This is a genomic window from Methylobacterium sp. Leaf93 (assembly GCF_001422345.1).
Taxonomy (GTDB): Bacteria; Pseudomonadota; Alphaproteobacteria; order Rhizobiales; family Beijerinckiaceae; genus Methylobacterium; species Methylobacterium bullatum.
The window spans coordinates 57162-80397 of sequence record NZ_LMMS01000005.1; the positions used below are offsets into that span (position 1 = coordinate 57162).

At 67.9% G+C, this 23236-nt stretch carries 21 protein-coding genes; 13 read left to right on the top strand and 8 right to left on the bottom strand.

Annotation, left to right across the window (positions count from 1 at the left end; translation table 11 throughout):
• Window positions 1-126 precede the first annotated feature (126 nt).
• Window positions 127-1497, bottom strand: coding sequence for a carbohydrate porin (locus ASF26_RS06200; protein ID WP_156462893.1), 1371 nt, complete (start codon window positions 1495-1497; stop codon window positions 127-129).
• Between the two features lie 825 nt (window positions 1498-2322).
• On the opposite strand from ASF26_RS06200, the gene ASF26_RS06205 reads away from it, so the two are divergent.
• The 8 genes from ASF26_RS06205 (at window position 2323) to ASF26_RS06240 (ending at window position 11250) form a co-directional block, all read left to right on the top strand.
• Window positions 2323-3075 (top strand): DeoR/GlpR family DNA-binding transcription regulator, encoded by a 753-nt coding sequence (locus tag ASF26_RS06205; protein ID WP_056250938.1) that lies wholly within the window; start codon window positions 2323-2325, stop codon window positions 3073-3075.
• A complete protein-coding gene (locus ASF26_RS06210) occupies window positions 3050-4372 on the top strand; it encodes an allantoate amidohydrolase (protein ID WP_056250941.1) in 1323 nt (440 codons plus the stop codon). The genes ASF26_RS06205 and ASF26_RS06210 overlap by 26 nt, the downstream gene beginning before the upstream one ends.
• A complete protein-coding gene (locus tag ASF26_RS06215) occupies window positions 4369-5319 on the top strand; it encodes a phosphotransferase (protein ID WP_056250944.1) in 951 nt (316 codons plus the stop codon). Before ASF26_RS06210 ends, ASF26_RS06215 begins: the two co-directional genes overlap by 4 nt.
• A 34-nt stretch (window positions 5320-5353) precedes the next feature.
• Complete coding sequence (locus tag ASF26_RS06220) at window positions 5354-6292, top strand: phosphotransferase (protein ID WP_056250947.1); 939 nt, start codon at window positions 5354-5356, stop codon at window positions 6290-6292.
• Window positions 6292-7092, top strand: a complete 801-nt coding sequence (gene hisN / locus ASF26_RS06225) for a histidinol-phosphatase (RefSeq protein ID WP_156462886.1) — start codon at window positions 6292-6294, stop codon at window positions 7090-7092. Before ASF26_RS06220 ends, hisN begins: the two co-directional genes overlap by 1 nt.
• 67 nt (window positions 7093-7159) lie before the next feature.
• A complete protein-coding gene (locus ASF26_RS06230; RefSeq protein WP_056251111.1) occupies window positions 7160-8086 on the top strand; it encodes a histone deacetylase family protein in 927 nt (308 codons plus the stop codon).
• 333 nt (window positions 8087-8419) lie between these two features.
• Complete coding sequence (locus ASF26_RS06235; RefSeq protein ID WP_056250948.1) at window positions 8420-10618, top strand: histidine kinase dimerization/phosphoacceptor domain -containing protein; 2199 nt, start codon at window positions 8420-8422, stop codon at window positions 10616-10618.
• Entirely contained in the window at window positions 10615-11250 is a 636-nt protein-coding gene (locus ASF26_RS06240) for a biliverdin-producing heme oxygenase (protein WP_082477534.1), read from the top strand. The genes ASF26_RS06235 and ASF26_RS06240 overlap by 4 nt, the downstream gene beginning before the upstream one ends.
• Before the next feature lie 13 nt (window positions 11251-11263).
• On the opposite strand, the gene ASF26_RS06245 is transcribed toward ASF26_RS06240, so the two are convergent.
• A complete protein-coding gene (locus ASF26_RS06245; protein WP_056250956.1) occupies window positions 11264-11569 on the bottom strand; it encodes a hypothetical protein in 306 nt (101 codons plus the stop codon).
• A 243-nt stretch (window positions 11570-11812) separates the two neighbouring features.
• On the opposite strand from ASF26_RS06245, the gene ASF26_RS06250 reads away from it, so the two are divergent.
• Both ASF26_RS06250 and ASF26_RS06255 read left to right on the top strand, forming a co-directional pair.
• The gene (locus ASF26_RS06250) at window positions 11813-11992 is read left to right on the top strand and encodes a hypothetical protein (RefSeq protein WP_056250959.1); all 180 of its coding nucleotides are present in this window, start codon (window positions 11813-11815) and stop codon (window positions 11990-11992) included.
• A gap of 58 nt (window positions 11993-12050) precedes the next feature.
• Window positions 12051-12425 (top strand): hypothetical protein, encoded by a 375-nt coding sequence (locus ASF26_RS06255; protein ID WP_056250965.1) that lies wholly within the window; start codon window positions 12051-12053, stop codon window positions 12423-12425.
• A 13-nt stretch (window positions 12426-12438) separates the two neighbouring features.
• Here the strand turns inward: ASF26_RS06255 and ASF26_RS06260 are convergent, their stop codons facing one another.
• The 5 genes from ASF26_RS06260 to ASF26_RS06280 all read right to left on the bottom strand — a co-directional run bounded on the left by ASF26_RS06260 (window position 12439) and on the right by ASF26_RS06280 (window position 19137).
• Entirely contained in the window at window positions 12439-14049 is a 1611-nt protein-coding gene (locus tag ASF26_RS06260) for an ABC transporter ATP-binding protein (RefSeq protein ID WP_056250969.1), read from the bottom strand.
• A 2-nt stretch (window positions 14050-14051) separates the two neighbouring features.
• Window positions 14052-15473 (bottom strand): M20 family metallopeptidase, encoded by a 1422-nt coding sequence (locus ASF26_RS06265; protein WP_056250974.1) that lies wholly within the window; start codon window positions 15471-15473, stop codon window positions 14052-14054.
• A gap of 59 nt (window positions 15474-15532) precedes the next feature.
• Window positions 15533-16498 carry an ABC transporter permease gene (locus ASF26_RS06270; RefSeq protein ID WP_200925892.1) on the bottom strand — a complete coding sequence of 322 codons (966 nt, stop codon included), beginning with the start codon at window positions 16496-16498 and terminating at the stop codon, window positions 15533-15535.
• Complete coding sequence (locus tag ASF26_RS06275) at window positions 16495-17409, bottom strand: ABC transporter permease (RefSeq protein WP_056250977.1); 915 nt, start codon at window positions 17407-17409, stop codon at window positions 16495-16497. The genes ASF26_RS06270 and ASF26_RS06275 overlap by 4 nt, the downstream gene beginning before the upstream one ends.
• A gap of 192 nt (window positions 17410-17601) precedes the next feature.
• The gene (locus ASF26_RS06280) at window positions 17602-19137 is read right to left on the bottom strand and encodes an ABC transporter substrate-binding protein (RefSeq protein ID WP_156462894.1); all 1536 of its coding nucleotides are present in this window, start codon (window positions 19135-19137) and stop codon (window positions 17602-17604) included.
• Between the two features lie 163 nt (window positions 19138-19300).
• Here ASF26_RS06280 and ASF26_RS06285 point away from each other — a divergent pair, with 163 nt between their 5' ends.
• A complete protein-coding gene (locus tag ASF26_RS06285; RefSeq protein ID WP_056251121.1) occupies window positions 19301-20209 on the top strand; it encodes a LysR family transcriptional regulator in 909 nt (302 codons plus the stop codon).
• Between the two features lie 10 nt (window positions 20210-20219).
• Here the strand turns inward: ASF26_RS06285 and ASF26_RS06290 are convergent, their stop codons facing one another.
• Complete coding sequence (locus ASF26_RS06290) at window positions 20220-21230, bottom strand: 1-aminocyclopropane-1-carboxylate deaminase (protein WP_056250980.1); 1011 nt, start codon at window positions 21228-21230, stop codon at window positions 20220-20222.
• A 160-nt stretch (window positions 21231-21390) separates the two neighbouring features.
• Here ASF26_RS06290 and ASF26_RS06295 point away from each other — a divergent pair, with 160 nt between their 5' ends.
• Window positions 21391-21855 (top strand): Lrp/AsnC ligand binding domain-containing protein, encoded by a 465-nt coding sequence (locus ASF26_RS06295; protein WP_056250984.1) that lies wholly within the window; start codon window positions 21391-21393, stop codon window positions 21853-21855.
• 87 nt (window positions 21856-21942) lie between these two features.
• Window positions 21943-23223: a D-serine ammonia-lyase gene (locus ASF26_RS06300; protein ID WP_056250988.1), complete on the top strand. Its 1281-nt coding sequence runs from the start codon at window positions 21943-21945 to the stop codon at window positions 23221-23223.
• Window positions 23224-23236 lie beyond the last annotated feature (13 nt).

Below are 23236 nucleotides of genomic sequence, written 5' to 3' on the forward strand. Positions count from 1 at the left end.
CCGCCATACGCTGTTTTGCGCAAGCGGTCGGACACCGCATCGGCGAGGCGCCGGGGACGAAAAAGCCGGCTCCGCGCGAACGGAACCGGCTGTCGGACGAAATTGGAGCCGCAGGCCTCCAAGAGCCTAGCCCGGCGCGAGGCCGAGCAGCGTTCCGAGGGGAACGACGAGGGTGAAGCCGCCGTAGAACCCGTCCTTGGCGCGGCGCGCCGTATAGGGGTTATAGTAGGAATTCGGGTTGACGACGTACTGGACCACCGGCTCGAGGATGACGCCCGCGCCGAGATCGAAATGGGCGTTGACCTCGAACACGAACTTGTCGCGCGAATAGGGTTCGCCGGTGCCGCCCGAGATGAAGTTCGCATCCGACAGGAAGTCGGCATAGTTCTGGTTCAGCCGCTGCCAATTGGCCTTGATGCCGTAGGAGTCGTTGGGCCGGCCCTGGTCGGGCGCCTGCAGCAACAGGCCGGCGAAGGAATTGAAGCGGATCGGGATCGTCGGGTCGAAGGCGTAGCCGGTGCCGGTATAGGCCGAGATCGCGGTGGGATGCGGGTTGCTCGCGTCACGCCCGCCATCGGCCCGCCACAGGGTCTGCGTGCCGGTGAGGACGACGCCCGACGTGCCGGATTTCTGCAGGGACGGGGTGCCCGGGTTCAGGCCCTTCGAGGTGCCGGCGATGGTCTTGTAGTTATCGTCGTGGTCGGCGGTGTTGTAGAAGCCGGTGAGCGAGACGCGGCCGGGATAGGCCTCCATCGTGTAGTCGGTCTTACGGCCGATCTCGGTCATCACGACGGCGCCGGACAGGCGCTCGTAGCCGAAATCATAGCCCGACAGGACGTTGGTGTTGGGGTTCACGCTGAAGGCGCCAGCCTGGATATAGGTGGTCGGCGAGAGCTTGTAGGCGATGTTGGCGCCCCAGACGCCGAAGAGCGGCGAGGTGAAGCCGGCATTGAAGTAGAACATGTCCTGGAAACAGGAATTGATCGAGTTGCACGGCGGCAGGCCGTAATAGCGGTCGGGATGGGTGCGGCCGACCTCGACCACGAGGCGGTCGTCGAGGAGCTTCTGCTGGTAGGTCAGCAGCGAGAGGCGGGTGCTGTTGGGCGTGTAGGGCGGCTGGTAGCCCACCGTGGTGTCGCCGATGTCACCGGCCATGTTCAGGTTGCGCACGAGGCCGAAGAACGTTTGCGTGAAGTTGATCGAGCCGCCGGCGATGCCGGCGAGCTTCTGCATGTCGGCCGTCATGCTGAGCACGAAATAGGCGGCGTTCGATTGCTCGCCGGTGCGCAGGCCGGCGCTCGGATTGGCCTGGTAGAAGTCGTAGATGTTGACGTCGAAGGTCAGTCCCCGCGCCGCCATGTCGGTGGCCCAGGGCGCGAGGGGCCCGGTGCGCACGGGATCGGCGGGTTTCGAGGCGATGTCCCGGTCGGTGCGCGGCTGCGTCTGATTATTGAGTTCGCCGACGGGCGAGGCGGTCTGAGCCTCGGCGGACAGCATGCCCGCGGCGAGGAACGCACCGCCCAGGAGGGCCGGAAGCCCGGTGCGGCGAGCGGAGCGCGCGACGGCGGCGCTCGCGGGTTTCTCTGTCGCGTCTCTCGGCATCGTCGAACGTCCCCCTGCTGCTGTTCCCCGCGCCTTTCGGGTCTCGTGCTCGTCGGAGGAGCCCAGGCGCGGGGAATTGTGAGATTGGGAGGGTTCCGCAAGGCCAATGCCACAGCGGGGTGTGCACTCGAGAAAAGTTCCATTTCTCACTCGAATTCTTTGCACGACACCGACAGATTGTGTTTCGACGCTAAATCACTGATCTTCAACCATAAGAAGCAGACCCGATAAGCCTGATGCGGCGGACCCGCGGGAGCCGGATGGACAAGTCGGGCACGGAAACGGGCATGTGTGATCTCACAGACAGCATAAGGCGGAAAATTCAGGCAAATACGCATAAATCCCACATTTCGGTCAGAATCGGATTGACAGGTGACCTGCGCCGGGGACCTTTCCGCTGAGGTCCGGCCGTCACGTGTCGTCATGGAAAGCGGCACCGGCATCCCTCGTCATCTCGGCTCAGGCAGCGTGATTCTGGCGGCATGATCAATCGGACAGGACAGGCCGCCGCGTTGGATCTGCCCGATCCCGCTCAACGGGCTCCAGCGCGGCTCCCGATCGCCGGAGGGTTCTGGAAACCGGCATCGATGGCGGCTTCCCCCGGCACGAGCGACGCAATTGCAATCTCCGTGGGAAACATCGTGTGGGACACGTGTTTTCCTGCGGCCTCGGCTCACCAAAATCGCTACTCTTCGGCGAAATGGGGAGACGCCGACGCCGATGCTGACCGACCACCGCTACCAGGAGATCCTGTCCCGTCTGAACGGGACGGGGCGGGTCGGCGTCTCCGACGTGGCCGCCTATCTGCGGGTCTCCGAGGAGACCATCCGGCGCGACCTCAAGGTGCTGGAGGAGCGCGGCGTCCTGCGGCGGATCCACGGGGGCGCGGTGCCACCCCGCCTGGACCAGGACCGGCCGCTCCAGGAGCGGGGCAAGACCAACCCGCGCGAGAAGGCAAAGGTGGCGGCCAATGCCGAGGGGCTGATCCGCGACGGGATGTCGATCTTCATCGACACCGGCACCACGACCCTCGCCTTCGCCCGGCGCCTCAGCGGCCGCAACCTCACGGTGACGACGAATTCCATCGACGTGGCGCTCCATCTCGGCAGCGGCCCCGCGCGGGTGAACCTGACGCCCGGGATGCTGCGGGCGCGGGACAACGCCCTCGTGGGCTACGAGACGGTGGCCTACGCGCAGCGCTTCTATTTCGACATCGCCTTCATGGGCATCGCGGCCTGCGACCTCACCCATGGCTGGATGGATTACGAGGAGCACGAATCCGCCCTGCGGAAGGTGCTGCGGGGCCAGGCGCGCCAGAGCGTGCTTCTGGCCGATTCCCGCAAATTCGGCCGTCAGGCGAACCTCTGCACCTTCGGGCTCTCGGAACGGCTCACCCTCGTCACCGACCGGCCGCCGCCGCAGCCGTTCCTGGATCATTTCACCCAGCATGACATCGATCTCATCAGTTCCTGACGCAGCAGCGATAGCCCGCGCGTTCCACGCGCTTTTCGCGGAGATCTCCGCCTGCGGCGCGACACCGGGCGGCGGTATCACCCGGCTCTGTGCTTCGGCCGAGGACGGACAGGCCCGTCGCCTCTTCGCCAATTCCGCCCGCGAGACCGGCGCCGAGATTCTCCTCGACGCGGTGGGTAACCAATTCGCCGTCTTCCCTCTCACCGACGGTCCCGGTGCCCCGCTGGTGATGATGGGCTCCCATCTCGACAGCCAGCCCAAGGCCGGCCGCTTCGACGGGACCTACGGTGTGGTCGCGGCCGCCGCCATCGGCGCCGCCCTGATGCGGGCGCGGCGCGCCAGCGAGACCTTCGGGGCGGATTTCTGCGCGGTGAACTGGACCGGCGAGGAGGGCGCGCGCTTCCGGCCGAGCCTCCTCGGAAGCGGCACCTATGCGGGCGCGCGCCGGATCGAGGAGGCTTCGTCCAGCCGCGACGATGCCGGGATCACCCTTCGGGAGGCCCTGGACGGGATCGGGTTCCTCGGCACGGACCGGCCGCCGCCGCTCCCGGCCTGCTATCTCGAACTCCACGTGGAGCAGGGCCTCGTCCTGGAGAAGGCCAAGGCGCACATCGGCATCGTCACCCGCAACTGGGGGGCGGCCAAGATCGACGTGGTCTTCACCGGCGAGCAGGCCCATACCGGCCCGACCCCGATGCCGCGCCGGCGCGATGCGCTGCTCGCCGCCGCCTATCTCATCGCCGAAGTGAGGGAGATCGCCGAGCGCTGGCCCGGTCGCTTCCATTCCTCCGTCGGCCGCATCCTGGTGGAGCCGAACTCCCCCAACGTGGTGCCCGCGCGGGTGGAACTGAGCGTGGAATTGCGCTCGGCCGACAATGCCCTCCTCACCGATGCGAGCCTCATGGCGGAGGCGGCGATCACGGATGCGGCGGAGCGCGCAGGCGTCGTGGCGGCGATCCCCGGCCGGACCCTGCGGCCGATCCGCCTCCTGCCGGAGGCCGTGTGCGATCTCGTCGCCGCCTGCGCCGAGGAAGCATCCCTTCGGTCGCTGCGCATGGATACGGTGGCCGGCCACGACGCGATCAGCCTGCTCGGCCAATGCCCCACCGGCATCGTCTTCGTCCCCAGCGTCGACGGCATCGCGCATAACGAGGCCGAGCTGACGCGGCCGGCCGATCTCGAAGCCGGGCTCGCGGTGGCCTTACGCGCCGCATGGCGCCTGTGCCGCGCCGGCGGATCTCCGGAACGGGCCTTGCTCTTCAGGCGGCCGAACGATGCGTTCGGAGGGGAGCGATGATAGTCTACGGCGAGGCCGGCACCGCCTTCGACCACCGCGTGGAGGCCATCATCGCCACGCGGCCGGACTGGATCGCGCGCCTGCCTCGCTACGGGCTAGCCGCAGCGCCGGTGGCGTCCCCGACTCACCAGGCCGTGGCGTCGGATTGCGTACGGATCACGTTCCGCGAGGGCGAGCCGGTCTTCCTCAAGCTCCGCCACGCCGATATGGCGGGTGATGTAACGCTCGTGGCGGCGCAGGCGGCCGGCAAGGCCGCGCGCCTCGGAATCGCTCCGGAGGTGGTCCATGAGGCGGATGGGGCGCTCGGCCTCGCCTACCTGCCCGAGCCCTGGCGCTACGCCCGCGTCGGCGACCTTCAGGACGGGGCGATCCTGGCCAAGGTGCTGGACGCCAAGGCGCGGCTCCATGGCGACGGTCGTCTCGGCCATCGCGTCTGCCCCTTCGAGCGGATCGAGAGCCTCGCCACCGAAGCCCGTGCCGCCGGCGCGCCGCTCCCCGACGGGACCGACCGGCTCGTGGCGACGATGGCCGTCGTGCGCGAGGCGATCCACGCGTCAGGCATCGACCTCGCCTTCTGCCACAATGACGGCATCGCCTCGAACATCATGATCGGGAAGGGGGAAATCCGTCTCGTCGATTTCGACCTCGCCGGCGACAACGACCCCTGGTTCGATCTCGGCGCCCTCCTCAACGAGACCTGCCTCTTCGAGCCGGAGCGGCACGAGGCGGTGGAGCATTATACCGGCCGGTTCGACGAGCGCCTCTACAACCGCTGCCGCCTCTACGGCGCGGTCGATGACGTGATGGGCGGCCTCTGGGGCGTCACCCGTGCGGTGACCTCGGCGCGAAGCGGGATCGAGTTCTACAAATACGGAACCTGGCGGCTTCTGCACGCGCGCACGACCATCGGTGCACGCGATTTCGAAAGCTGGCTGCGCCGGCTGTGACACGGGCATTCGAGATGGGAGGCAGCGGACGGCGATGAGCTGGAAAGGCTTGGGCGACGGCATCAGCGAGGGCGAGCGCGCCCTGGAGGGCGTGCTCGCCGGCATCGCTGCCTGGCGGGGCCGGCCGATGCGCTACCGGCCGGTGGCGGGCGGGATCAGCAACACCAACTGGCGCGTCGCCATCGGGGACACGCAGGATTATTTCGTGAAGATGCCCGGCCGTGGCACCGAGATGTTCATCGCTCGCGACTGCGCCAACGATGCCAGCCGGCGCGCGGAAGCCTGTGGCTACGGCGTCCAGGTCGTCGACTACCTGCCCGATGCCGGAGTCGAGATCTTCGCCTTCGTCGAGGGTTACCGCGCCTCCTCGAATCTCGACTTCCTCCGCCCGGCCGTGCGCCATAACGCCGTGAAGGCTTTGAAGGCCTTCAACGATTCCGCGCCGCTCGGGCTGACGAAGACGATCTTCGAGATGATCGAGGAGCATGTCGAACAGGTCGCGGAGGTGGGCGGCCGGCTTCCCGCCGACCAGGCCTATCTGATGCGCTGCGTGGCCGAGGCGAAAGCCTCGATGACGGCCTCCGGCCTCGATCTCGTGCCGTGCATGAACGATACGCTGGCCGGCAACTTCATGATCGACGCGTCCGACAATGTCCTACTGGTCGACTTCGAATACGCCTCCAACAACGAGCGCGCCTACGAGCTTGCCCTCTGGTTCGACGAGATGGCGTTCCCCGACGCCATCGAGCGCGAGATGATCGAGGCCTATTTCGGCCGCTGGACCCCCGAGATCGACGCGCGCATCGCGGTGCTGAAGGCGCTCGGCGATCTCAAATGGGCGACCTGGGCGATGATCCAGGAGGCCGTCTCGACCCTCGATTTCGACTATTACAAATACGGAACCTGGAAGCACATGCGGGCCCGCACCCTGTTCCACCATCCCGACTGGCCGCTCTGGCTGAGGCGCCTGTGATGGGCGTGGATGCAGTGCCGATCCCGTCCGGGGACGAGGCGACGAAGGCGGATTTTCTCGCCTTCGCCCATCGCCTCGCCGATTTCGCCGCCCCCCTCGCCCGGCACTATTTCCGCACCGAACTGCCGGTGGAAGCCAAGGCCGATGCGAGCCCGGTCACCGCCGCCGACCGCGCCATCGAATCCCTGCTGCGCGCCGAAATCCGCAGCGTCTATCCCGGTCACGGCATCCTCGGAGAGGAGGAGGGCGGGGACTTCGAGCGGCCGCTCACCTGGGTGATCGACCCGATCGACGGGACCAAGAGCTTCATCACCGGCATGCCACTCTTCGGCACGCTCATCGCCCTGGTCTCCGGCGGGCGGCCGATCGTCGGCGTCATCGACATGCCAGCGCTCGGCGAACGCTGGTGCGGAACCGGCGACGCGGCGTGGTTCGACGGACGGCCCGCCCGGACGAGCGGCAGACACCTTCACGAGGCACGCCTGTTCGCGACCTCCCCTGACATCTTCGAGGGCGCGGATGCGGAGGCCTTCGCACGGCTGAGCGGAGCGGTGGGCCTGCGCCGCTTCGGCGGCGATTGCTACGCCTACGGCCTCCTCGCCAGCGGTCATTGCGACCTCGTGGTGGAAGCGGGGCTCCAGGTCTACGACGTCATGGCCCTCGTGCCGGTGGTGGAAGGGGCGGGCGGGGTGATGACCGATTGGGACGGTCGCCCCCTGACCCCGGCATTCGACGGACGGGTCGTGGCCGCGGCCAATGCCGGCCTCCACGCCGAGGCCCTCCGGCACTTGCGAGCCTGATTCCCGCTCCTGTCATCCCTCGCACGAGCTGGTATACCCGATGCCAGATTGACGAGGGGAGATGTCGATGACCGTTCTGTTCCATCATGCGGCCGCGTTCGAGCATCGCACGCCGCACGGACATCCCGAGCGGCCGGAGCGCATGAAGGCGGTCCGGGAGGCCCTCGGGACGGCGGACTTCTCCGGCCTCGACCGCCGCTCGCCCGAGGCCGCCGCCCTCGAATCGGTGTTCCTCGCCCATCCCGAGGAATGGGTCCGCGCCATCCTCCGCTCGGTGCCGAGCGAGGGCCTGACCCATCTCGATTCCGATACGGTGCTCTCGCCGGGAACGATGGATTGCGTCCTGCGCGGTGTCGGGGCGGCGGTGCAGGGCGTCGACCTCGTGATGACGGGCACGGCCCGCAACGCCTTCTCGGCCATGCGACCGCCGGGGCACCATGCGGAACGCACCAAGGCGATGGGCTTTTGCGTGTTCAACAACGCGGCGATCGCCGCCCTTCACGCCAGGAAAGTCCACGGGGCGGAGCGCGTGGCCATCGTCGATTGGGACGTGCATCACGGCAACGGCACGCAGGACATCGTCTGGTCGGACCCGTCGGTGCTGTTCTGCTCCACCCACCAGATGCCGCTCTATCCCGGCAGCGGCGCGGTGTCCGAGGAGGGCGAGCACGGCACCATCGTCAACGCGCCGCTCAAGCCCTTCGCCGACGGCGACGCCTTCAAGGAGGCGATGCGAAGCCGCATCCTCACCCGTCTCGCGGCGTTCAAACCCGATCTGATCGTCATCTCCGCCGGGTTCGATGCCCATTGGCGCGACCCGCTGGCCAATTTGATGCTGGAGGCCGAGGATTTCGCCTGGGCCACGGCCCAGGTGATGGAGATCGCCGACCGCACCTGCGACGGCAGGATCGTGTCGCTGCTGGAGGGCGGCTACGACCTGAAGGGGCTCGGCGATTCGGTCGCCGCCCATGTGTCGGTGCTCATGGGGGCGTGAGCGGAATCGATCCGGGACAGTCGCTCCCGTCAGTCCAGCCAAGCTTCGATCAACACAATTTCGTTTGTATGAAAGTACACATAGAAGACGGACAAACTATGTGTGGCGTCGATATGGCAAAGCTGTTTAGAGTCACTAAATAAATCCCCGCCCTACCTTCGACGGACGGCAGATTTCCTTCCGTACCGTGTCTCCACGCGGCGGGATGGGCTCGGCGAACCGGCTCCCACTCGGCCGTCCAAGAAGGATTGTCTTTCGGACACGCGGTTCGGGAGATACGGGAGGTTGGCCGTTCAGGTTTCCGACGGCCTAGAGACGCTACAGAATGGACGTATGACGCAACTGAGTGCCCCCCGGACGATCGATCCGGCCCTGGATCCTCGTCAGGACAGTGACGTCTCGGATCTCGGCCCCGATCTGACCGTCTGCGACCGAGAGCCGATCCATGTCCCGGGGGCGATCCAGCCGCACGGGCTCCTGCTGATCGCGGGCGCCGAAGACCAGAGGGTGGTCGGTGGCGCTGGCGACATCGAAGGCCGGCTGGCCACGGAATGGACCGGCCGGACGCTGTCGGAACTCCTCGGCGCGACCCACGCCGCTCTCCTTCTCGACGCGCCACAGGACGAGACCATCGTGATCGGGCAGGTCGAGGGCCTGCACGCGGCGATGGATGCCACCGCCCGCTTCCAGGACGGCCAATGGCTGATCCAGCTCGAGCCGCAGGCCGCCCAATGGACAGATGCCGCCAGCCTGCTCGGTTGGCTCGACCGTGCCGGGAGCGCCATCGAGCGGGCCGCCGACCTCAAGGCCTTGTGTGAGCGGGCGGCGAGTTCGTTTCGCGAGGTCACCGGCTTCGACCGGGTGATGATCTACCGTTTCCTCGACGACGATGCCGGTGTGGTCATCGCGGAGAGCCGCGTCCCCGAGCTCGGCAGTTTCCTGCACCACCATTTCCCGGCCTCCGACATCCCGAGACAGGCGCGGGCGCTCTACATCCGCAACCGCGTCCGGGTGATCCCCGACGTCGCCTATGTGCCGCAGCCGATCCGGCCGAAGGAGCTGTCCCGGCTCGACCTCAGCGATGTCGACCTGCGCAGCGTCTCGCCGATCCACCTTCAATATCTGCGCAACATGGACGTGGCGGCCTCGGCCTCGATCTCCATCGTCAAGGACGGCATCCTGTGGGGGCTCGTCGCCTGCCACAACCGCACGCCCCGCACCCTCGCCTTCGGACAGCGGATGGCCTGCCAGGCCCTGGCGGGGAGCGTCGCGCGCCAGATCAGGTCGCGGGAGGAAGCCGAGGATTACCGCGAGCGGCTCCAGCTGCGCAGCGCCGAGGACGTGGTCTCCGGAAAGGTCCTGGGCGAAGCGCCCCTCTCGGACATCCTCATCGAGACGAGCGAGGACCTGCGCCGCATGCTCGGGGCCGATGGCTTCGCGCTCCTGCAGGGCAGGGATCTCCACCGGACCGGACGCTGCGCCGACGAGGCCGACCTGCGCGAGATCGCCGCCTGGGTCCGGACGGTGGGCGGCGCGCAGGCCCTCCACACCCACGCCCTCAGCAAGCGGTTCCCGCGTGCCGACGCCTATCGCGCGCTGGCGAGCGGTCTCCTCGCCGTGGTCCTGTCGGGGGATGAGCCGATCATCCTGATGTGGTTCCGGGCCGAGCAGATCGAACTCGTGAACTGGGCGGGCAACCCGCACAAGGCCGCCGTCGCCGTCGGCGACACCCTGAGCCCCCGCGCCTCCTTCGAGGCCTGGACCGAGGAGGTCCACGGCCATGCCAAACCCTGGACCCTTCCCGAGATCGAGGCGGCGCAGCGCATCGTCCGCGAATTGTACGAGGCGCGCCAGACCCGGCGCATCCGCGAGCTCAACCGCGAACTCGGCGCCACCGTGGCGGACAAGGAAAGCCTGCTGGTCCAGAAGGACTACCTGATCAAGGAAGTGAACCACCGCGTCCAGAACAGCCTTCAGCTCGTCTCGGCCTTCCTGTCCCTGCAGGCGAGGGCGGAGGGCAACGCGGATCTCAGCAAGTCCCTGGGCGAAGCGCAGCGCCGTCTGTCCGCCGTGGCCCTGGTCCACCGGCGGCTCTACAGCGACGACAATGTCGAGATGATCGATCTCGCGCGCTACCTCGAGGATCTCGTCACGGAGATGAAATCGTCGATGGGACCCGATTGGGCGGATCAGTTCAGTACCGACTTCGCCCCCGTGACCATTCCCACCGATGCCGCCGTGAGCATCGGGCTGATCCTGACCGAGCTCGTCATCAACGCCAACAAATACGCCTATGCCGGTGCCGTCGGGCCGATCGCCATCAGCCTCGAACAGCATCGCAACCGCTTCCGCCTGATCGTCGCCGATGAGGGCCAGGGCAAGACCGGCACGCGAAGCGGCTTCGGGACTCGGATGCTCAACGCCATGGTCGACCGCCTCGGCGGCACAATCGAGAACACCAACAATTACCCGGGGTTGAGGGTGATCATGACCGCCTCGATCGGCGCGCCCGAGCCGGTCGGCCTGCCGTGAGCCGCGCGGCCCACGCGTCCGCTCACCCGCCATTGAGCGAACGGCTGCGGGAGGAGACACGTGACCGTCACGAGGATCTGGAACACCGGCTCGACTGGCGGCGTCGGATGGCGACACGGGAGGGATACCTCGCTCTCCTCAGCCGCTGGTGGGGGTTCCACCGGGTCTTCGAGCCCGCAATCGCCGCAAGCTTCGAACCTGCCTTCGCGCAGCCGCGCGGCAAGCTGCACCTGCTGGAACGCGATCTCGTCCATTTCGGACTGACACAGGACGCGATCGAGACGCTGCCGCGCTTTGCGGCGGGCACCGGCTTCCACTCCCGCCCCGCTCTCCTCGGCGCGCTCTACGTCACGGAAGGCTCGACCCTGGGCGGGCAGGTCATCGCCCATCACCTCCGCCGCAGCCTGGGGGCGGAGATCGCATCGGGCGGGTGCGCCTATTACGAAGGTTACGGCAAGCGGGACACGGGGGCGATGTGGGCCTCGTTCCAAGCCTTCCTCGACCGGTCCGGCGAGGAAGGCCCATCGCATCACGTGATCGAGGGCGCCAGTTGGACCTTCGACGCCCTCAAGGTCTGGCTCACCGCCGGCCTCCCGCCGGATTCCGGCCGGGCCGAGCCGTTACAGCGCTGATGGTCGAAGCGGATCAGGCGGCGTCGATCGCGCGTCCGCCATAGGTCTCGAACGACGTCATCACCTTTTCGGTCAGCCCGTCGTCGAACGCGACGGTGACGCGGATCTCGCCCTCCAGGGCAGGCTCGCCCTCGGTGCCTTCCTTCAGGCGGCCATCCTCGATATCGGCCCGCGCCGCCTCGGTCCCGGCGGTGTTGTCGTCACCGGCGGGGGCGATGGTCACGGCGCTCCGGTCGATCCCGTGTTCCTGGACGATGTGCTCGACTGCGGTCTCGGCATCGCGGCGGCTCTTGAAGTCGGCTGACATCGTCTTCGACATAATCACGGTTTCCGGGGCTTGCTTCGAGGCTTTGTGAACCCGCGGCCGTGGGAAAGGTTCAGCGCCGAATCGGAGCCGCCCGCGCCGGACGCCCGATGGCGGAGGTGAAATACGCAGCCGTTAGTTCATCTTGGCCACACTCCGATGGAATCTTGTGTTTCAAGGTCTGTTTTCACCAAGAGCACGTCAATTTCCTTGCAAACAAATGTTGTCGATCGCGCAACGTGCGGTTAAGTGCGGCTCATGCCTAAGCTCGAATCTCTCCTGGACCGTCTCAAAGCCCGCCAGCGCGCCCTCATCCTGGAAGCGGCGGAGCATGACACGATGCCGGCGGACAGCACGCTGCGCCGCATCGCGGAGCTGGAAAATGCGATCGCTGCGGTGGAAGCCGTCCTCGACGAGACGCGGGCCCTTGCCCGCTAGCCAGCCTCGGCCGGCGACGTATCCTCGACCAGGGCGCCGGGCAGCGACTCATGCCCTGATGGCGGCTGCCTTCGTGGCAGGCGTCGCGGCATCGGCGGGAGCCATGGCTCAGGAGGCGATGGCTCAGGACGCGCCAGCCGCAGGGACCGATCTCGATCTCCTTGAGCGGCGCTGGCACAAATGCGTGCGGCAGGCCTTTTCCGGGCAACCCGCCGGCCTGCCGACCCATGCCGCGCAGAAGGCCGCTTTGGCCGAATGCAAGACCCTGGAGAACAGTTACGTCTCGGCGATGCTGGTGGCCCAGGCGGCAGAGGCCGAGGCCCGTCGACAGGGCAAGCCATCGATCGGCGCGAGGGCCAGGGGCTGGGCCACCTCGCTCCTGTCCTACGTGGTCGACCCGGTGACGTCCTGGATCGACGCCTGGCGCAAGTAGCGCCCCTCACGCGTCAGGCCACGTCCATCTGCAGGCCGGGCACGGCCGAGAGCAGATCCCGCGTGTAGGGATGGTCCGGCCGGCGGAACAGGTCGGCGGTCGGCCGCTGCTCCACGATCTCGCCGCGATGCATCACCGCGATCCGGTCGCAGATCTTGGCGGCGACGCGCAGGTCGTGGGTGATGAACAGCATGGCGAGGTTCAGGCGCTGCTTCAGATCCTCGAGAAGGTCGAGCACCTGGGCCTGGACCGACACGTCGAGGGCCGAGACGGCCTCGTCGGCGACCAGCACGTCGGGCTCCATGGCGAGCGCCCGGGCGATGCCGATGCGCTGGCGCTGGCCGCCGGAGAAGGCGTTCGGATATCGCTCGGCGGCGCTCGGCGACAGGCCGACGAGATCGAGGAGTTCCCGAGCCCGCGCCCTGGCCTCGTGGGCCGGAACGCCATGGGCGATCGGCCCGGCGGTGATGATCTGCTCCACGGTCCGGCGCGGGTTGAGGGAGGCGAAGGGGTCCTGGAAGATCATCTGGATGCGCTTGCGCTCGGCGCGGAGCGCCCGCGGCCCCAAAGCCGTGTAATCCAGCGCGCCGAGGCGGACGGTGCCCCGGTCCGGGTCGATGAGCCGGATGGCGAGGCGCGCCGTGGTGGATTTGCCCGAGCCCGATTCGCCCACGAGCCCCAGGGTCTCGCCGCGCCGGACGTCGAACGCCACCTCCTTGACCGCGTGGACGATGCGCGGCGGCCCGAACATGCCCCGGCGCGACGTGTAGGTTTTCGTCAAGCCGATGGCCGAGAGGGCGATGGGCGCGCCCTCCCGTGATGCGCGCTCCGGCGGCACGATGCTCGGCACCGCCGCCAGCAGCGCCTTGGTGTAGGGATGCTGCGGGTTCCTCAGGACCTCGTCGGCGGAGCCCGATTCCACCAGCTTGCCGCGCTGGAGCACCGCCACATGGTCGGCGATGTCCGCGACGACGCCGAAATCGTGGGTGATGAACAGGACGCTCATGCCCCGCCGCCGCTGCAGGTCGCGGACGAGCTTCAGGATCTGCGCCTGGGTGGTGACGTCCAGCGCCGTGGTCGGCTCGTCGGCGACGAGGATCGAGGGCTCGAGGGCCAGGGCCATGGCGATCATCGCGCGCTGGCGCTGTCCGCCCGACAGCTGATGCGGATAGGCGCGCACGATCTGCGCCGGATCGGGCAAGCCGACCTCGGTGGCGAGCGCGATGGCCTTGGCCCGCCGCTCGGCCTTGGTGAGGAGGCCGTGCGCCTCGAACATCTCGGCGATCTGGTCGCCGATCCGCATGACCGGGTTGAGCGCCGTCATCGGCTCCTGGAACACCATGGCGATGCGGCGACCGCGCAAGGCACGCCAGTCGCGCTCGCCGAGGGTGAGGAGATCGCGCCCCTCGAAGAGGATGCTGCCGCCGACGGGGGTCAGGGCGCGCGGCAGCAGGCCGGTGAGCGCATAGGCGCTCATGGACTTGCCCGAGCCCGATTCGCCGACGACGCAGAGGATCTTGCCCGGCATCAGATCGAGGGAGAGATCCTCCACCGCATGCGGCCGGTCCGCTCCCTTCGGCAGGGCCAAGGTGAGGTTGCGGATGCTGACGACAGGCTCGCTCATGGTCAGGTCTCCCGTTTCGCGGCGCGCTTGCCCAGGATGCCGGGTCCGGTCTCGCCGAGATCCCAGAACAGGCCCGCCATCAGCATCAGCGCCTCCCGGCTCATCGGCCCGAGCAGGTGCTCGTCCGGCCCGTGCTGGAGGCAGGCCGGGTAGGAATGCGGCACCCACAGGGTCGGCAGGCCGAGGATCTCGGAGAAGGCGTCGTTGGGCAGCGAGCCGCCGAGATTGGGCAACAGGGCGGGGCGCTTGCCCGTGCTGGCCTCGATGGAGGCCAGCGCCCAGCCGACCCAGGGATCCTCCACGGGAAGCCGGGTGGCGCGGAACACTTCGGAACGGGCAGCCCGCACCTCGACCATGGGGAAACCGTTGGCATCGAGATGGGCGCGCACGGCCGGGATCAGGCCCTCCCAGTCGGTGCCGACCACGAAGCGCAGCTGCAGCGTCGCCTTGGCGTGGGGTGGCACCGCATTGAGCGGACCGTCCGGGTCGCCGGTCTTGAAGGCCAGCACTTCGAGGGTGTTCCAGCCGAAGACGCGCTCGGCCGCACTGAGGCCGGGCTCGCCCCATTCCTCGTCGATCCTCGGCGCGGTGGGGTCGGTGCCCACCGTGATGTCGGCGAGCGCGGCGCGCACGCCCTCGGGGATCGCGGGCGGCCGCAGGGCATCGAGGAGGATCTTGCCGCGCCCATTAACCAGGGTCGCGATGGCGTTGGCCAGCACCGTGCCGGGATTGCGCAGCAGGCCGCCCCAATTGCCCGAATGGTGGCTGCCCTCACGCAGGTTCACGACGAGCTCGAACGTGTAGCCGCCGCGCGAGCCGAGGAAGAGCGTGGGGCGTTCCGCGCTCACCCGTGGCCCGTCCGAGGCGATGAGCACGTCGGCGGCGAGGGCGCACGCCTCGGCCCGGCACAGGTCGCGCAGGCCCGGCGAGCCGGATTCCTCGCCCATCTCGATGAGGAGCTTGGTGTTGAAGCCGAGACGCCCGCCCCGGGCCGCCATCACCGCCTCGAGCGCGCCGAGATTGATGATGTGCTGGCCTTTGTTGTCGGCGGTGCCGCGGCCGTACCAGCGGTCCCCCTCGACGACGATCGCCCATGGGTCGAGGCCGGCGCGCCATTGGTCGGGATAGCCGCGCACGGTGTCGCCGTGGCCGTAGATCAGCACGGTGGGCAGGTCGTCGCCCTCGTGCCGCTCGGCGATGAGGAAGGGGCCGTGCTCGCCGTCGGGATTGTCGAGGATGCGGCCGGTGAAGCCCAGAGGCGCGATGGCGGGCATGAGGAAGTCGGACAGGTAGGCCTGGAGCGCCGGCAATTGCCCGGTGGTCTGGCTCTCGGTGGGGCGGGCGACGGCATCCTGCAGGACGGCGCGGAAACCGCCTCCGTCGTAGTGGCGCGCGGCATGCGCGATCGCATCGTGTCGGGACATGGATCCACTCTGTGTCGGGTGGGCGGAGTTGGGTGGGAATGCGAGGGGATGGGGAGCGCTCAGCGCCGCCCCTCGGGTGCCGTGACGTCGCGCAATCCGTCGCCGAGGAGGTTGATGGCGAGCACGAGGACGAGGAGGGCGACGCCCGGGATGGTGATGACCCAGGGCTGGAAGAACATGTACGGCTTGCCCTCGGCGATCATCAGCCCCCAGGAGGGCAGGGGCGGCTGGACGCCGAGGCCGAGGAACGACAGGGCCGCCTCCAGCAGGATCGCATGCGCCATCTCCAGGGTCGCCACGACGATGAGCGCGTTGAAGATGTTGGGCAGGATCTCCTGGAACAGGATCCGGGCGTTCGAGAAGCCGGCGGCGCGGGCCGCCGCGACGAAATCCTGGTCGCGGATCTGGCGGGTGGCGGCACGCGTCACCACCGCGAAACGGTCCCACAGCAGCAGGCCCAGCACGAGCACCACCACCTTGAGCGAGCCGCCCACCAGGGAGGCCATGGCGAGCGCCACCAGCACCACCGGCATGGCGAGGCGCGTGGTGACGACGTAGCTCACCACCGCATCGACCTTGCCCCCGAAATAGCCGGCGCAGATGCCGAGCACGGTGCCGATCAGGCCGGAGATGCAGGCCGCCGCGATCCCGATGAGGAGCGAAATCTGGCTGCCGTAGATCAGGCGGCTGAGATAGTCGCGCCCGAGCTTGTCGGTGCCGAGCGCGTGGTCCCAGCTCCCCTTCGCGTTCCAGATCGGCGGGATCAGGCGGCGCGAGACGTCCTGGGCATAGGGGTCGTGCGGGGCGATCAGGGGCGCGGCCAGGGCCGCGAGGACGATCACGCCGAGGATCACCGCCCCGATCATGAAGCCGCCGTGATGGAGGCCGCGCCGGAGGGCGAGCGCGGTGGGCGAGCGCGACGCCGGCAGCGGCGCGTTCGCCTCGGGCAGGGGAGCAGCCTGGACCAGCAGATCGGCCGAGGGGAGGGCGGGAGCCACCGGGGAGGAAGACGGCTGAAGGGTCATTGGCGCAGCCGGGGATCGAGGAAGGCGTTGAGGAGGTCGGCGGCCAGCGTCAGGGCGATGTAGATCATCGCCAGGACCAGCACGATCGCCTGCACCACGGGGAAGTCGTTGCGGGCGATGGATTCCCAGGCGAGCTGCCCGAGCCCCTGGAGCGAGAACACCGCCTCGATCACGATGGAGCCGCCGAGCATGAAGCCGAACTGCACGGCAGCCAGCGCGATCACCGGGATCACGGCGTTGCGGAGCGCATGCCGGATCAGGATTTTTCGCGGTGGGAGACCTTTGGCCCGTGCCGTCCGCACGTAGTCGGAGGCCAGCACTTCCAACATGCCGTTGCGGGTGAGCCGCATCACGGCGGGCATGGCGTAGTAGCCGAGCGCGACGGCCGGCAGCACGAAGTGCTTCCAGGTCGTGTTGCCCGAGACCGGCAGCCAGCGCAGGTTCACCGAGAAGACCATGATCAGCGTGAGGCCGAACCAAAAGCTCGGCATCGCCTGGCCCAGCACAGAGACCGACAGAGCGAGCCGGTCGATCCAGGTGTCGCGTTTCACCGCCGCCAGCACGCCGAGCGGGATCGCCACGAACAGGGCGACCGCCAGCGCCACCACGCCGAGGAACAGGGTGATCGGCATGCGGGAGGCGAGGAGATCGACCACGCTTTCCCGGAAGTAGAAGGAATTGCCGAAATCGAAATGCAGCGCTTTCCACGCCCAGGCGGTGAATTGCGCCAGCATCGGCTGGTTCAGCCCGTACTGGACCCGGATCGCCTCGACCTGGGCGGAGGTGGCCTCGGGACCGGCGATGGCGGCGGCGAGGTCGCCGGAGAGGTGCAGCAGCATGAAGCTCGCCACCGACACCGTCACGGCGACCGCGATGGCGACGAGGATGCGTTGCAGCATGAACCTGAGCATGGGCCATAGTCCTCGTTCGGTTGGGCCAGTCGCAACGCGGCCCTCCTCCCCCTTGTGGGGAGGAATTGGAGGTGGGGGTCGCTCCGCCAGCCTCGACTGAGCGAGGGTCGCCCGACCACCCCCACTCCTGACCTCTCCCCACAAGGGGGAGAGGGACGCGGTCTGCTGACAGAGCCGGCGCCTTTGGAACCCTTACTTCCAGCTTGCCGCGTAGAAGCGCGGCAACTCATCGGGCTGCGCCGTGAAGGTCAGGTCCGAGGTGAAGGCGTAGTTGGTCGAGTAGGAGAACAGCGGCAGGATGTAGGCCTGAGCCGCGATGCGCTTGAGCGCCTCGGCGTATTTCACCTTGCGCGCGGCCGGATCGGTGGCGCCGTCGCCGGCCTGGAGCGCCGCGATGGTCTCGGGATCCTTGGTCAGGTCCTCGTCGCCGCCCTTGAGGTAGACGCCGGTGAAGGCGGAAACGTCGAGGACCGAGAACGAGCCCCAGGTCTGGAAGGCGATGGAGACCTTGCCGCCCCGGATCATGTCGCGCAGCGCCGCGTAGCGCAGGTAGTTGAGCCGGGCGGTGATGCCGACGGCGCGGAGATACCCGATGACGGCCTCGGCGTAGTCGCGCTCGCGATAGGCGCCGAGATCGATCTCGAACCCGTCGGGATAGCCGGCCTCCTTCAGGAGCGCCTTGGCCTTCGCCGGATCGTAACCGTAGCGCGGCACGCCCTCGTCGGTACAGCCGAACTGGTCGATGAAGCAGGCCGCGTTCATGACGCGGCTGCCGCCGCGGACGAGGTTGTCCACCATCGCCTTGCGGTCGATGGCGTAGGAGATCGCCTGGCGGACGCGGGGATCCTTGAGCGGCGAGTTCTCCTTGGCGCGGCCGAGCGTGTCGAATTGCAGGAAGCCAACCCGCATGGTCTCGGCGCTGAGCACGGTGACGTTGGGCGCGGCCTTGAGCTGGTCGGCCTGGTCGCTCGGTACGCGCCAGATCCAGTCGATGCCGCCGGTGACGAGTTCGGCCATACGGCTGTCGGCATCGGGGATGACGCGGAATTCGAGCTTGCCGATCTTGGGCATCCCGATGGGGCTCCCGGGCCAATACTTGGCGTTGCGCTCCATCTTCACCCCGCGTCCGTTCTCGACGCTGGTGATGCGGTAGGGGCCGGTGCCGATGGGAGCCTTGGCGAAACCGTCGAGGCCCACCTTCGTGAAATAGGCCGCGGGGAAGATCGGCGTCGGTCCGGCGAGGTATTCGAGGGCGGCGGGGAAAGCGGTCTTGAGGTGGATGCGGACGGTCTTGGCGTCCACCACCTCCGTCGATTTCATCCAGTCGACATTCTGCTTCGTCACCGTGCGCGCTTCCGGCGTCAGCACGTAGTTGAAGGTGAAGGCCACGTCCTCGGGGCCGAAGACATCACCGTTATGGAAGGTCACGCCCTCGCGCAGGGTGAGTTCGAGGGTCGTCGGGTCGACCCATTTCCAGGCGGTGGCGAGCATCGGCTGATACGCGCCGGTCTTCGGGTCGCGGTAAAGCAGGGTGTCCCAGACGTTGCGGGCGAGCACGACGCCCTCGCGGGCGCTGTTGTGATACGGGCTGACGTTTTCCGGCTCGGTATCCGAGGCATAGACGAGGGTATCGTTGGCCTTGCCGGCGAGCGCCGGAACGCTGAACGTCGTCAGCAGGAGAGCGAGTGTGGTGCCTGCCGCGGGAAGGTATCTCGCCATGATCTGCATCCCTTCGGGTCGCGACATCGCGACGGACACTCGCGCCCGTCCTGCCGCTTTTTTCGTCGTGCCATGATGTTGTGCATTTTGCATCGCAACAAGTAGAATTTGTCGAAGCTTGCCGTGCCGTTTCGGCAATGGGCGCGAAGCCGGGGGCGATGGGGAAGTGTTCATGCAGATGTCGGGCCTGCGCTATTTCCTCGCCGTGGCCCGGACAGGGTCCATCGCGGCGGCGTCCGTTCAGCTCAACGTCGCCGCATCCGCGATCAGCCGGCAGATCGCCAATCTCGAAGCGGAACTCGATTGCGTCCTGTTCGAGCGCCGGCCGCGCGGCATGGTGTTGAGCCCGTCCGGAGAGTTGCTGGCCCAGCATGCGCGGCAGACCCTGGCGCGGGCCGAGCAGGTCGCCGCCGAAATTCAGGAATTGCAGGGGCTGGCACGGGGCTTCATCCGCATTGCCACCGCGGAGGGATTCGCCCTCGACCTGCTGCCGAACGCCATCGCCGAGTTCCACGCCCGCTATCCCGGCATCCGGTTCGAAATCCAGGTCCTGCCCCCGGCACAGGTCACGCAGGTGGCGGCGGCGGGCGACGCCGATATCGGCATCACCTTCGCGCTGGCGCCGACGAACCTCGTCACGGTGATCTACGACGCGACGGTGGAGATGGTGGCGCTGGCAGCCCCCGACCATCCGCTGGCCAGAAGGGCGTCGATCCGCATCGGCGAACTCCAGGCCTATCCGATCGCGATGCCGCCCCTCGACACCACGGCGCGCCTCGTCTTCGATGCGGCCTGCCGGGCGGAAGGCATCGTCATCGAGCCGACGCTGACCTCCAACATCCTCACGGCGCTCCTCCCCTTCGTGCGGCGGACGAAGGGGATCGCGCTGATGTCGGCCCTCTCGGTGCAGACGCCGGTGCGCCTTGGCGAACTGGTCTGCATCCAGATCCAATCACAGGCGAGCCTGCGGCGCGGCATTCAGGTCCAGCTGATGCGGGACCGCAAGCTGCCGCATGCGGCGCAGGCGTTCCTCAGCCAGCTCATCGCCGCCCTGCCGCCAGCGGAGCCCGACAGGGCGTGAACCGTCCCGATCAGCCGTTCCGGAACGTGTAGCTGTAGCCGTTCAGGGCCGGCGCGCCGCCGAGATGGGCGTAGAGCACCTTCGAGCCTTTGGGGAAGAACCCCTTCCGGGTGAGGTCGATCATGCCCTGCATCGACTTCCCCTCGTAGACCGGGTCGGTGATCATGGCCTCGAGCCGCGCCGAGAGGCGGATCGCCTCCACCGTCTCCTTCGAGGGCACGCCGTAGACCGGGTAGGCGTAATCCTCGTTGAGGACCACGTCGTCTTCCGTGATCTCGGGGGCGCCGATGAGGGCGGCCGTCTTCTGCGCGATGTCGAGCACCTGCGCCTTGGTCTGAGCCGGGGTGCAGGAGGCGTCAATGCCGATGACGTTGCGGGCGCGGCCATCGGCGGCGAAGCCCACCACCATGCCGGCATGGGTCGAGCCGGTGACGGTGCACACGACGATGTAGTCGAAGCGCAGGCCCATCTCGGCCTCCTGCGCGCGGACCTCCTCGGCGAAGCCGACATAGCCGAGGCCGCCGAGCTTGTGCACGGAGGCGCCCGCGGGAATCGCGTAGGGCTTGCCGCCCTTGGCCTTCACATCCTCCAGGGCCGCTTTCCAGCTCTCGCGGATGCCGATGTCGAACCCGTCATCCACGAGCTGCGTCTCCGCGCCCATGATGCGCGACAGCAGGATGTTGCCGACCCGGTCGTAGACCGCATCCTCGTGCGGCACCCAGGCTTCCTGGATCAGCCGACACTTCATCCCGATCTTGGCGGCCACCGCCGCCACCATGCGGGTGTGGTTGGATTGCACGCCGCCGATGGAGACCAGCGTATCGGCTCCGCTCGCGATGGCATCGGGCACGATGTATTCGAGCTTGCGCAGCTTGTTGCCGCCGTAAGCCAGGCCGGAATTGCAATCCTCGCGCTTGGCGTAGATCTCGACATCGCCGCCGAGATGGTCGGTGAGGCGCGACAGCTTCTCGATCGGGCTCGGGCCGAAGGTGAGGGGATAGCGCTCGAATTTCGACAGCATGGCTTGGCAACGTCCTCGCATCAGTGAGAACCAAACGCTAGCAAAACTCCCGTGAAAGGTGCTCTCGAATGGTGACGAATTATGCCACAAGATTGCGGGTCATAGCCCGTCAAGCTTAGTGTGAGCTATCGTTTCTGCTGAAAATACGGAAGGTTCTTCCATGTCGCCATCGCTCGACCGGATCGATCTGAAGATCCTGCGCCTGCTCCAGGCCGATGGGCGCATGAACAATGCCGAGGTGGCCAAGCGGGTGAATACCAGCGCCGCCACCTGCCACCGCCGCACGCAGCGCCTGTTCGACGAGGGCTACATCCGCGGCGTCCATGCGCGGATCGCGCCGGAGAAGGTCGGGCGGGGGTCCCTCGTCATCGTCGGCGTCGTGCTCGACCGCTCGACGCCGGAGAGCTTCGCCGCGTTCGAGGCCGCCGCCCAGGCGATGCCGACCATGCTCGATTGCCATCTCGTGGCCGGGGATTTCGACTATTTCCTCAAGATCCGCGTCTCCGACATGGCGGATTTCAACCGCCTGCACAGCGACACCCTGATCGCGCTGCCGGGGGTGCGGCAGACGCGGACCTTCTTCGTGATGAAGGAGGTGGTGGACAATGCACCGATGGATCTCTGACGGCGAGGCTTGCGCGAGGCGGCCTCTCCGGTTCATCGAGCGCGGCAACAACGCCGGGGCCATCGGGATCACAGGAGAACGGACCGCATGAGCACGGATGCCGACACGTCGCCCGCCCCCTCCCTCGACGCCATCCCGGCGAGCGTGCGGGAGGCCCGGCCCACCACCTGGCTCAATCCCCATCTCCGGCCGGCCGCCGAATTCCTGCAGAGCCAGGCTTTCTCCCTGGCCGATGTGGAGGCGGCGGAGGCACGCTGGCGCCGCTTCGACTCACTGCTGCGCCACCTCTTCGACGATCTCGACACCGGGCGCATCGACTCGCCCCTGATGCCCCTCTCCGACCCTATCGCGCAGGCCATCACGGGTCCGACGGGTGGCGCGGTCTGGGTGAAGGCCGATCACGACCTGCCGGTCACCGGCTGCATCAAGGCGCGGGGCGGGGTCTACGAGGTACTGGTCTATGCCGAGCGGCTCGGGCTTGAGAAGGGCCTGCTACGGCCGGGGGATTCCTATGTCCGGCTGGCGGAGCCGCAAGCCCGCGACGCGTTCGGCGCGCACACGGTCGCGGTCGGCAGCACCGGCAATCTCGGCTTCAGCGTCGGCGTCATGGCGCGGGCGCTGGGCTTCGCGGTCGAAGTCCACATGTCCCACGACGCCAAGGCATGGAAGAAGCAGCGCCTGCGGGATATCGGCGCCCGGGTGGTCGAGCATCGGGGCGATTACGGCAGCGCGGTCGCGGCGGCGCGCTCGGCTTTCGAGGGGCGGACCGACGCCCATTTCGTCGACGACGAAAGCTCCGTCGACCTGTTCCTCGGCTATGCGGCGGCGGCCTTCGACCTCCAGCGCCAGCTGGACGAGGCCGGGATAAGGGTCGATGCGGCCCACCCGCTCTGCGTCTATCTTCCCTGCGGCGTCGGCGGCGCACCCGGCGGCGTCACGCTCGGCCTGAAGCTGCTGTTCGGCGACGCCATCCGCTGCATCTTCGTGGAGCCGGTGGCCTCGCCCTGCATGCTGGTGCAGCTCGCAGCCGGCCTGTCGCGCCCGGTGGACGTCTACGAGATCGGCCTCGACAACCGCACCGCCGCCGATGGGCTCGCGGTGGCGGGTGCCTCGATGCTGGTGGCCGGCACGGTCGGCCCGCTCATCGAGGCGGTGGTCACGGTCGCCGATACCGAGTTGTTCGCCTGGGTAAAACGCCTCTGGGCCGATCCGGGCCTGCGGCTCGAACCCTCGGCGGCGGCGGGGTTCGCCGCAATCCGGCCCTATCTCGACGCCGCCGCACCTGCGCGGGCGACGCATGTGGTCTGGACCACTGGCGGGGCGCTTCTGCCGGAGGCGGAGTTTCAGGACGCCCTGGCGCGGGGATAACGATGAAGCCCCG

Coding starts and splice junctions, on each gene's coding strand:
- ASF26_RS06200 (WP_156462893.1), bottom strand. CDS start 1,497: ATGCTGTCCGCCGAGGCTCAGACCGCCTCGCCCGTCGGCGAACTCAAT.
- ASF26_RS06205 (WP_056250938.1), top strand. CDS start 2,323: ATGCTGACCGACCACCGCTACCAGGAGATCCTGTCCCGTCTGAACGGG.
- ASF26_RS06210 (WP_056250941.1), top strand. CDS start 3,050: ATGACATCGATCTCATCAGTTCCTGACGCAGCAGCGATAGCCCGCGCG.
- ASF26_RS06215 (WP_056250944.1), top strand. CDS start 4,369: ATGATAGTCTACGGCGAGGCCGGCACCGCCTTCGACCACCGCGTGGAG.
- ASF26_RS06220 (WP_056250947.1), top strand. CDS start 5,354: ATGAGCTGGAAAGGCTTGGGCGACGGCATCAGCGAGGGCGAGCGCGCC.
- hisN (WP_156462886.1), top strand. CDS start 6,292: ATGGGCGTGGATGCAGTGCCGATCCCGTCCGGGGACGAGGCGACGAAG.
- ASF26_RS06230 (WP_056251111.1), top strand. CDS start 7,160: ATGACCGTTCTGTTCCATCATGCGGCCGCGTTCGAGCATCGCACGCCG.
- ASF26_RS06235 (WP_056250948.1), top strand. CDS start 8,420: ATGACGCAACTGAGTGCCCCCCGGACGATCGATCCGGCCCTGGATCCT.
- ASF26_RS06245 (WP_056250956.1), bottom strand. CDS start 11,569: ATGTCGAAGACGATGTCAGCCGACTTCAAGAGCCGCCGCGATGCCGAG.
- ASF26_RS06250 (WP_056250959.1), top strand. CDS start 11,813: ATGCCTAAGCTCGAATCTCTCCTGGACCGTCTCAAAGCCCGCCAGCGC.
- ASF26_RS06255 (WP_056250965.1), top strand. CDS start 12,051: ATGGCGGCTGCCTTCGTGGCAGGCGTCGCGGCATCGGCGGGAGCCATG.
- ASF26_RS06260 (WP_056250969.1), bottom strand. CDS start 14,049: ATGAGCGAGCCTGTCGTCAGCATCCGCAACCTCACCTTGGCCCTGCCG.
- ASF26_RS06265 (WP_056250974.1), bottom strand. CDS start 15,473: ATGTCCCGACACGATGCGATCGCGCATGCCGCGCGCCACTACGACGGA.
- ASF26_RS06270 (WP_200925892.1), bottom strand. CDS start 16,498: ATGACCCTTCAGCCGTCTTCCTCCCCGGTGGCTCCCGCCCTCCCCTCG.
- ASF26_RS06275 (WP_056250977.1), bottom strand. CDS start 17,409: ATGCTCAGGTTCATGCTGCAACGCATCCTCGTCGCCATCGCGGTCGCC.
- ASF26_RS06280 (WP_156462894.1), bottom strand. CDS start 19,137: ATGCAGATCATGGCGAGATACCTTCCCGCGGCAGGCACCACACTCGCT.
- ASF26_RS06285 (WP_056251121.1), top strand. CDS start 19,301: ATGCAGATGTCGGGCCTGCGCTATTTCCTCGCCGTGGCCCGGACAGGG.
- ASF26_RS06290 (WP_056250980.1), bottom strand. CDS start 21,230: ATGCTGTCGAAATTCGAGCGCTATCCCCTCACCTTCGGCCCGAGCCCG.
- ASF26_RS06295 (WP_056250984.1), top strand. CDS start 21,391: ATGTCGCCATCGCTCGACCGGATCGATCTGAAGATCCTGCGCCTGCTC.
- ASF26_RS06300 (WP_056250988.1), top strand. CDS start 21,943: ATGAGCACGGATGCCGACACGTCGCCCGCCCCCTCCCTCGACGCCATC.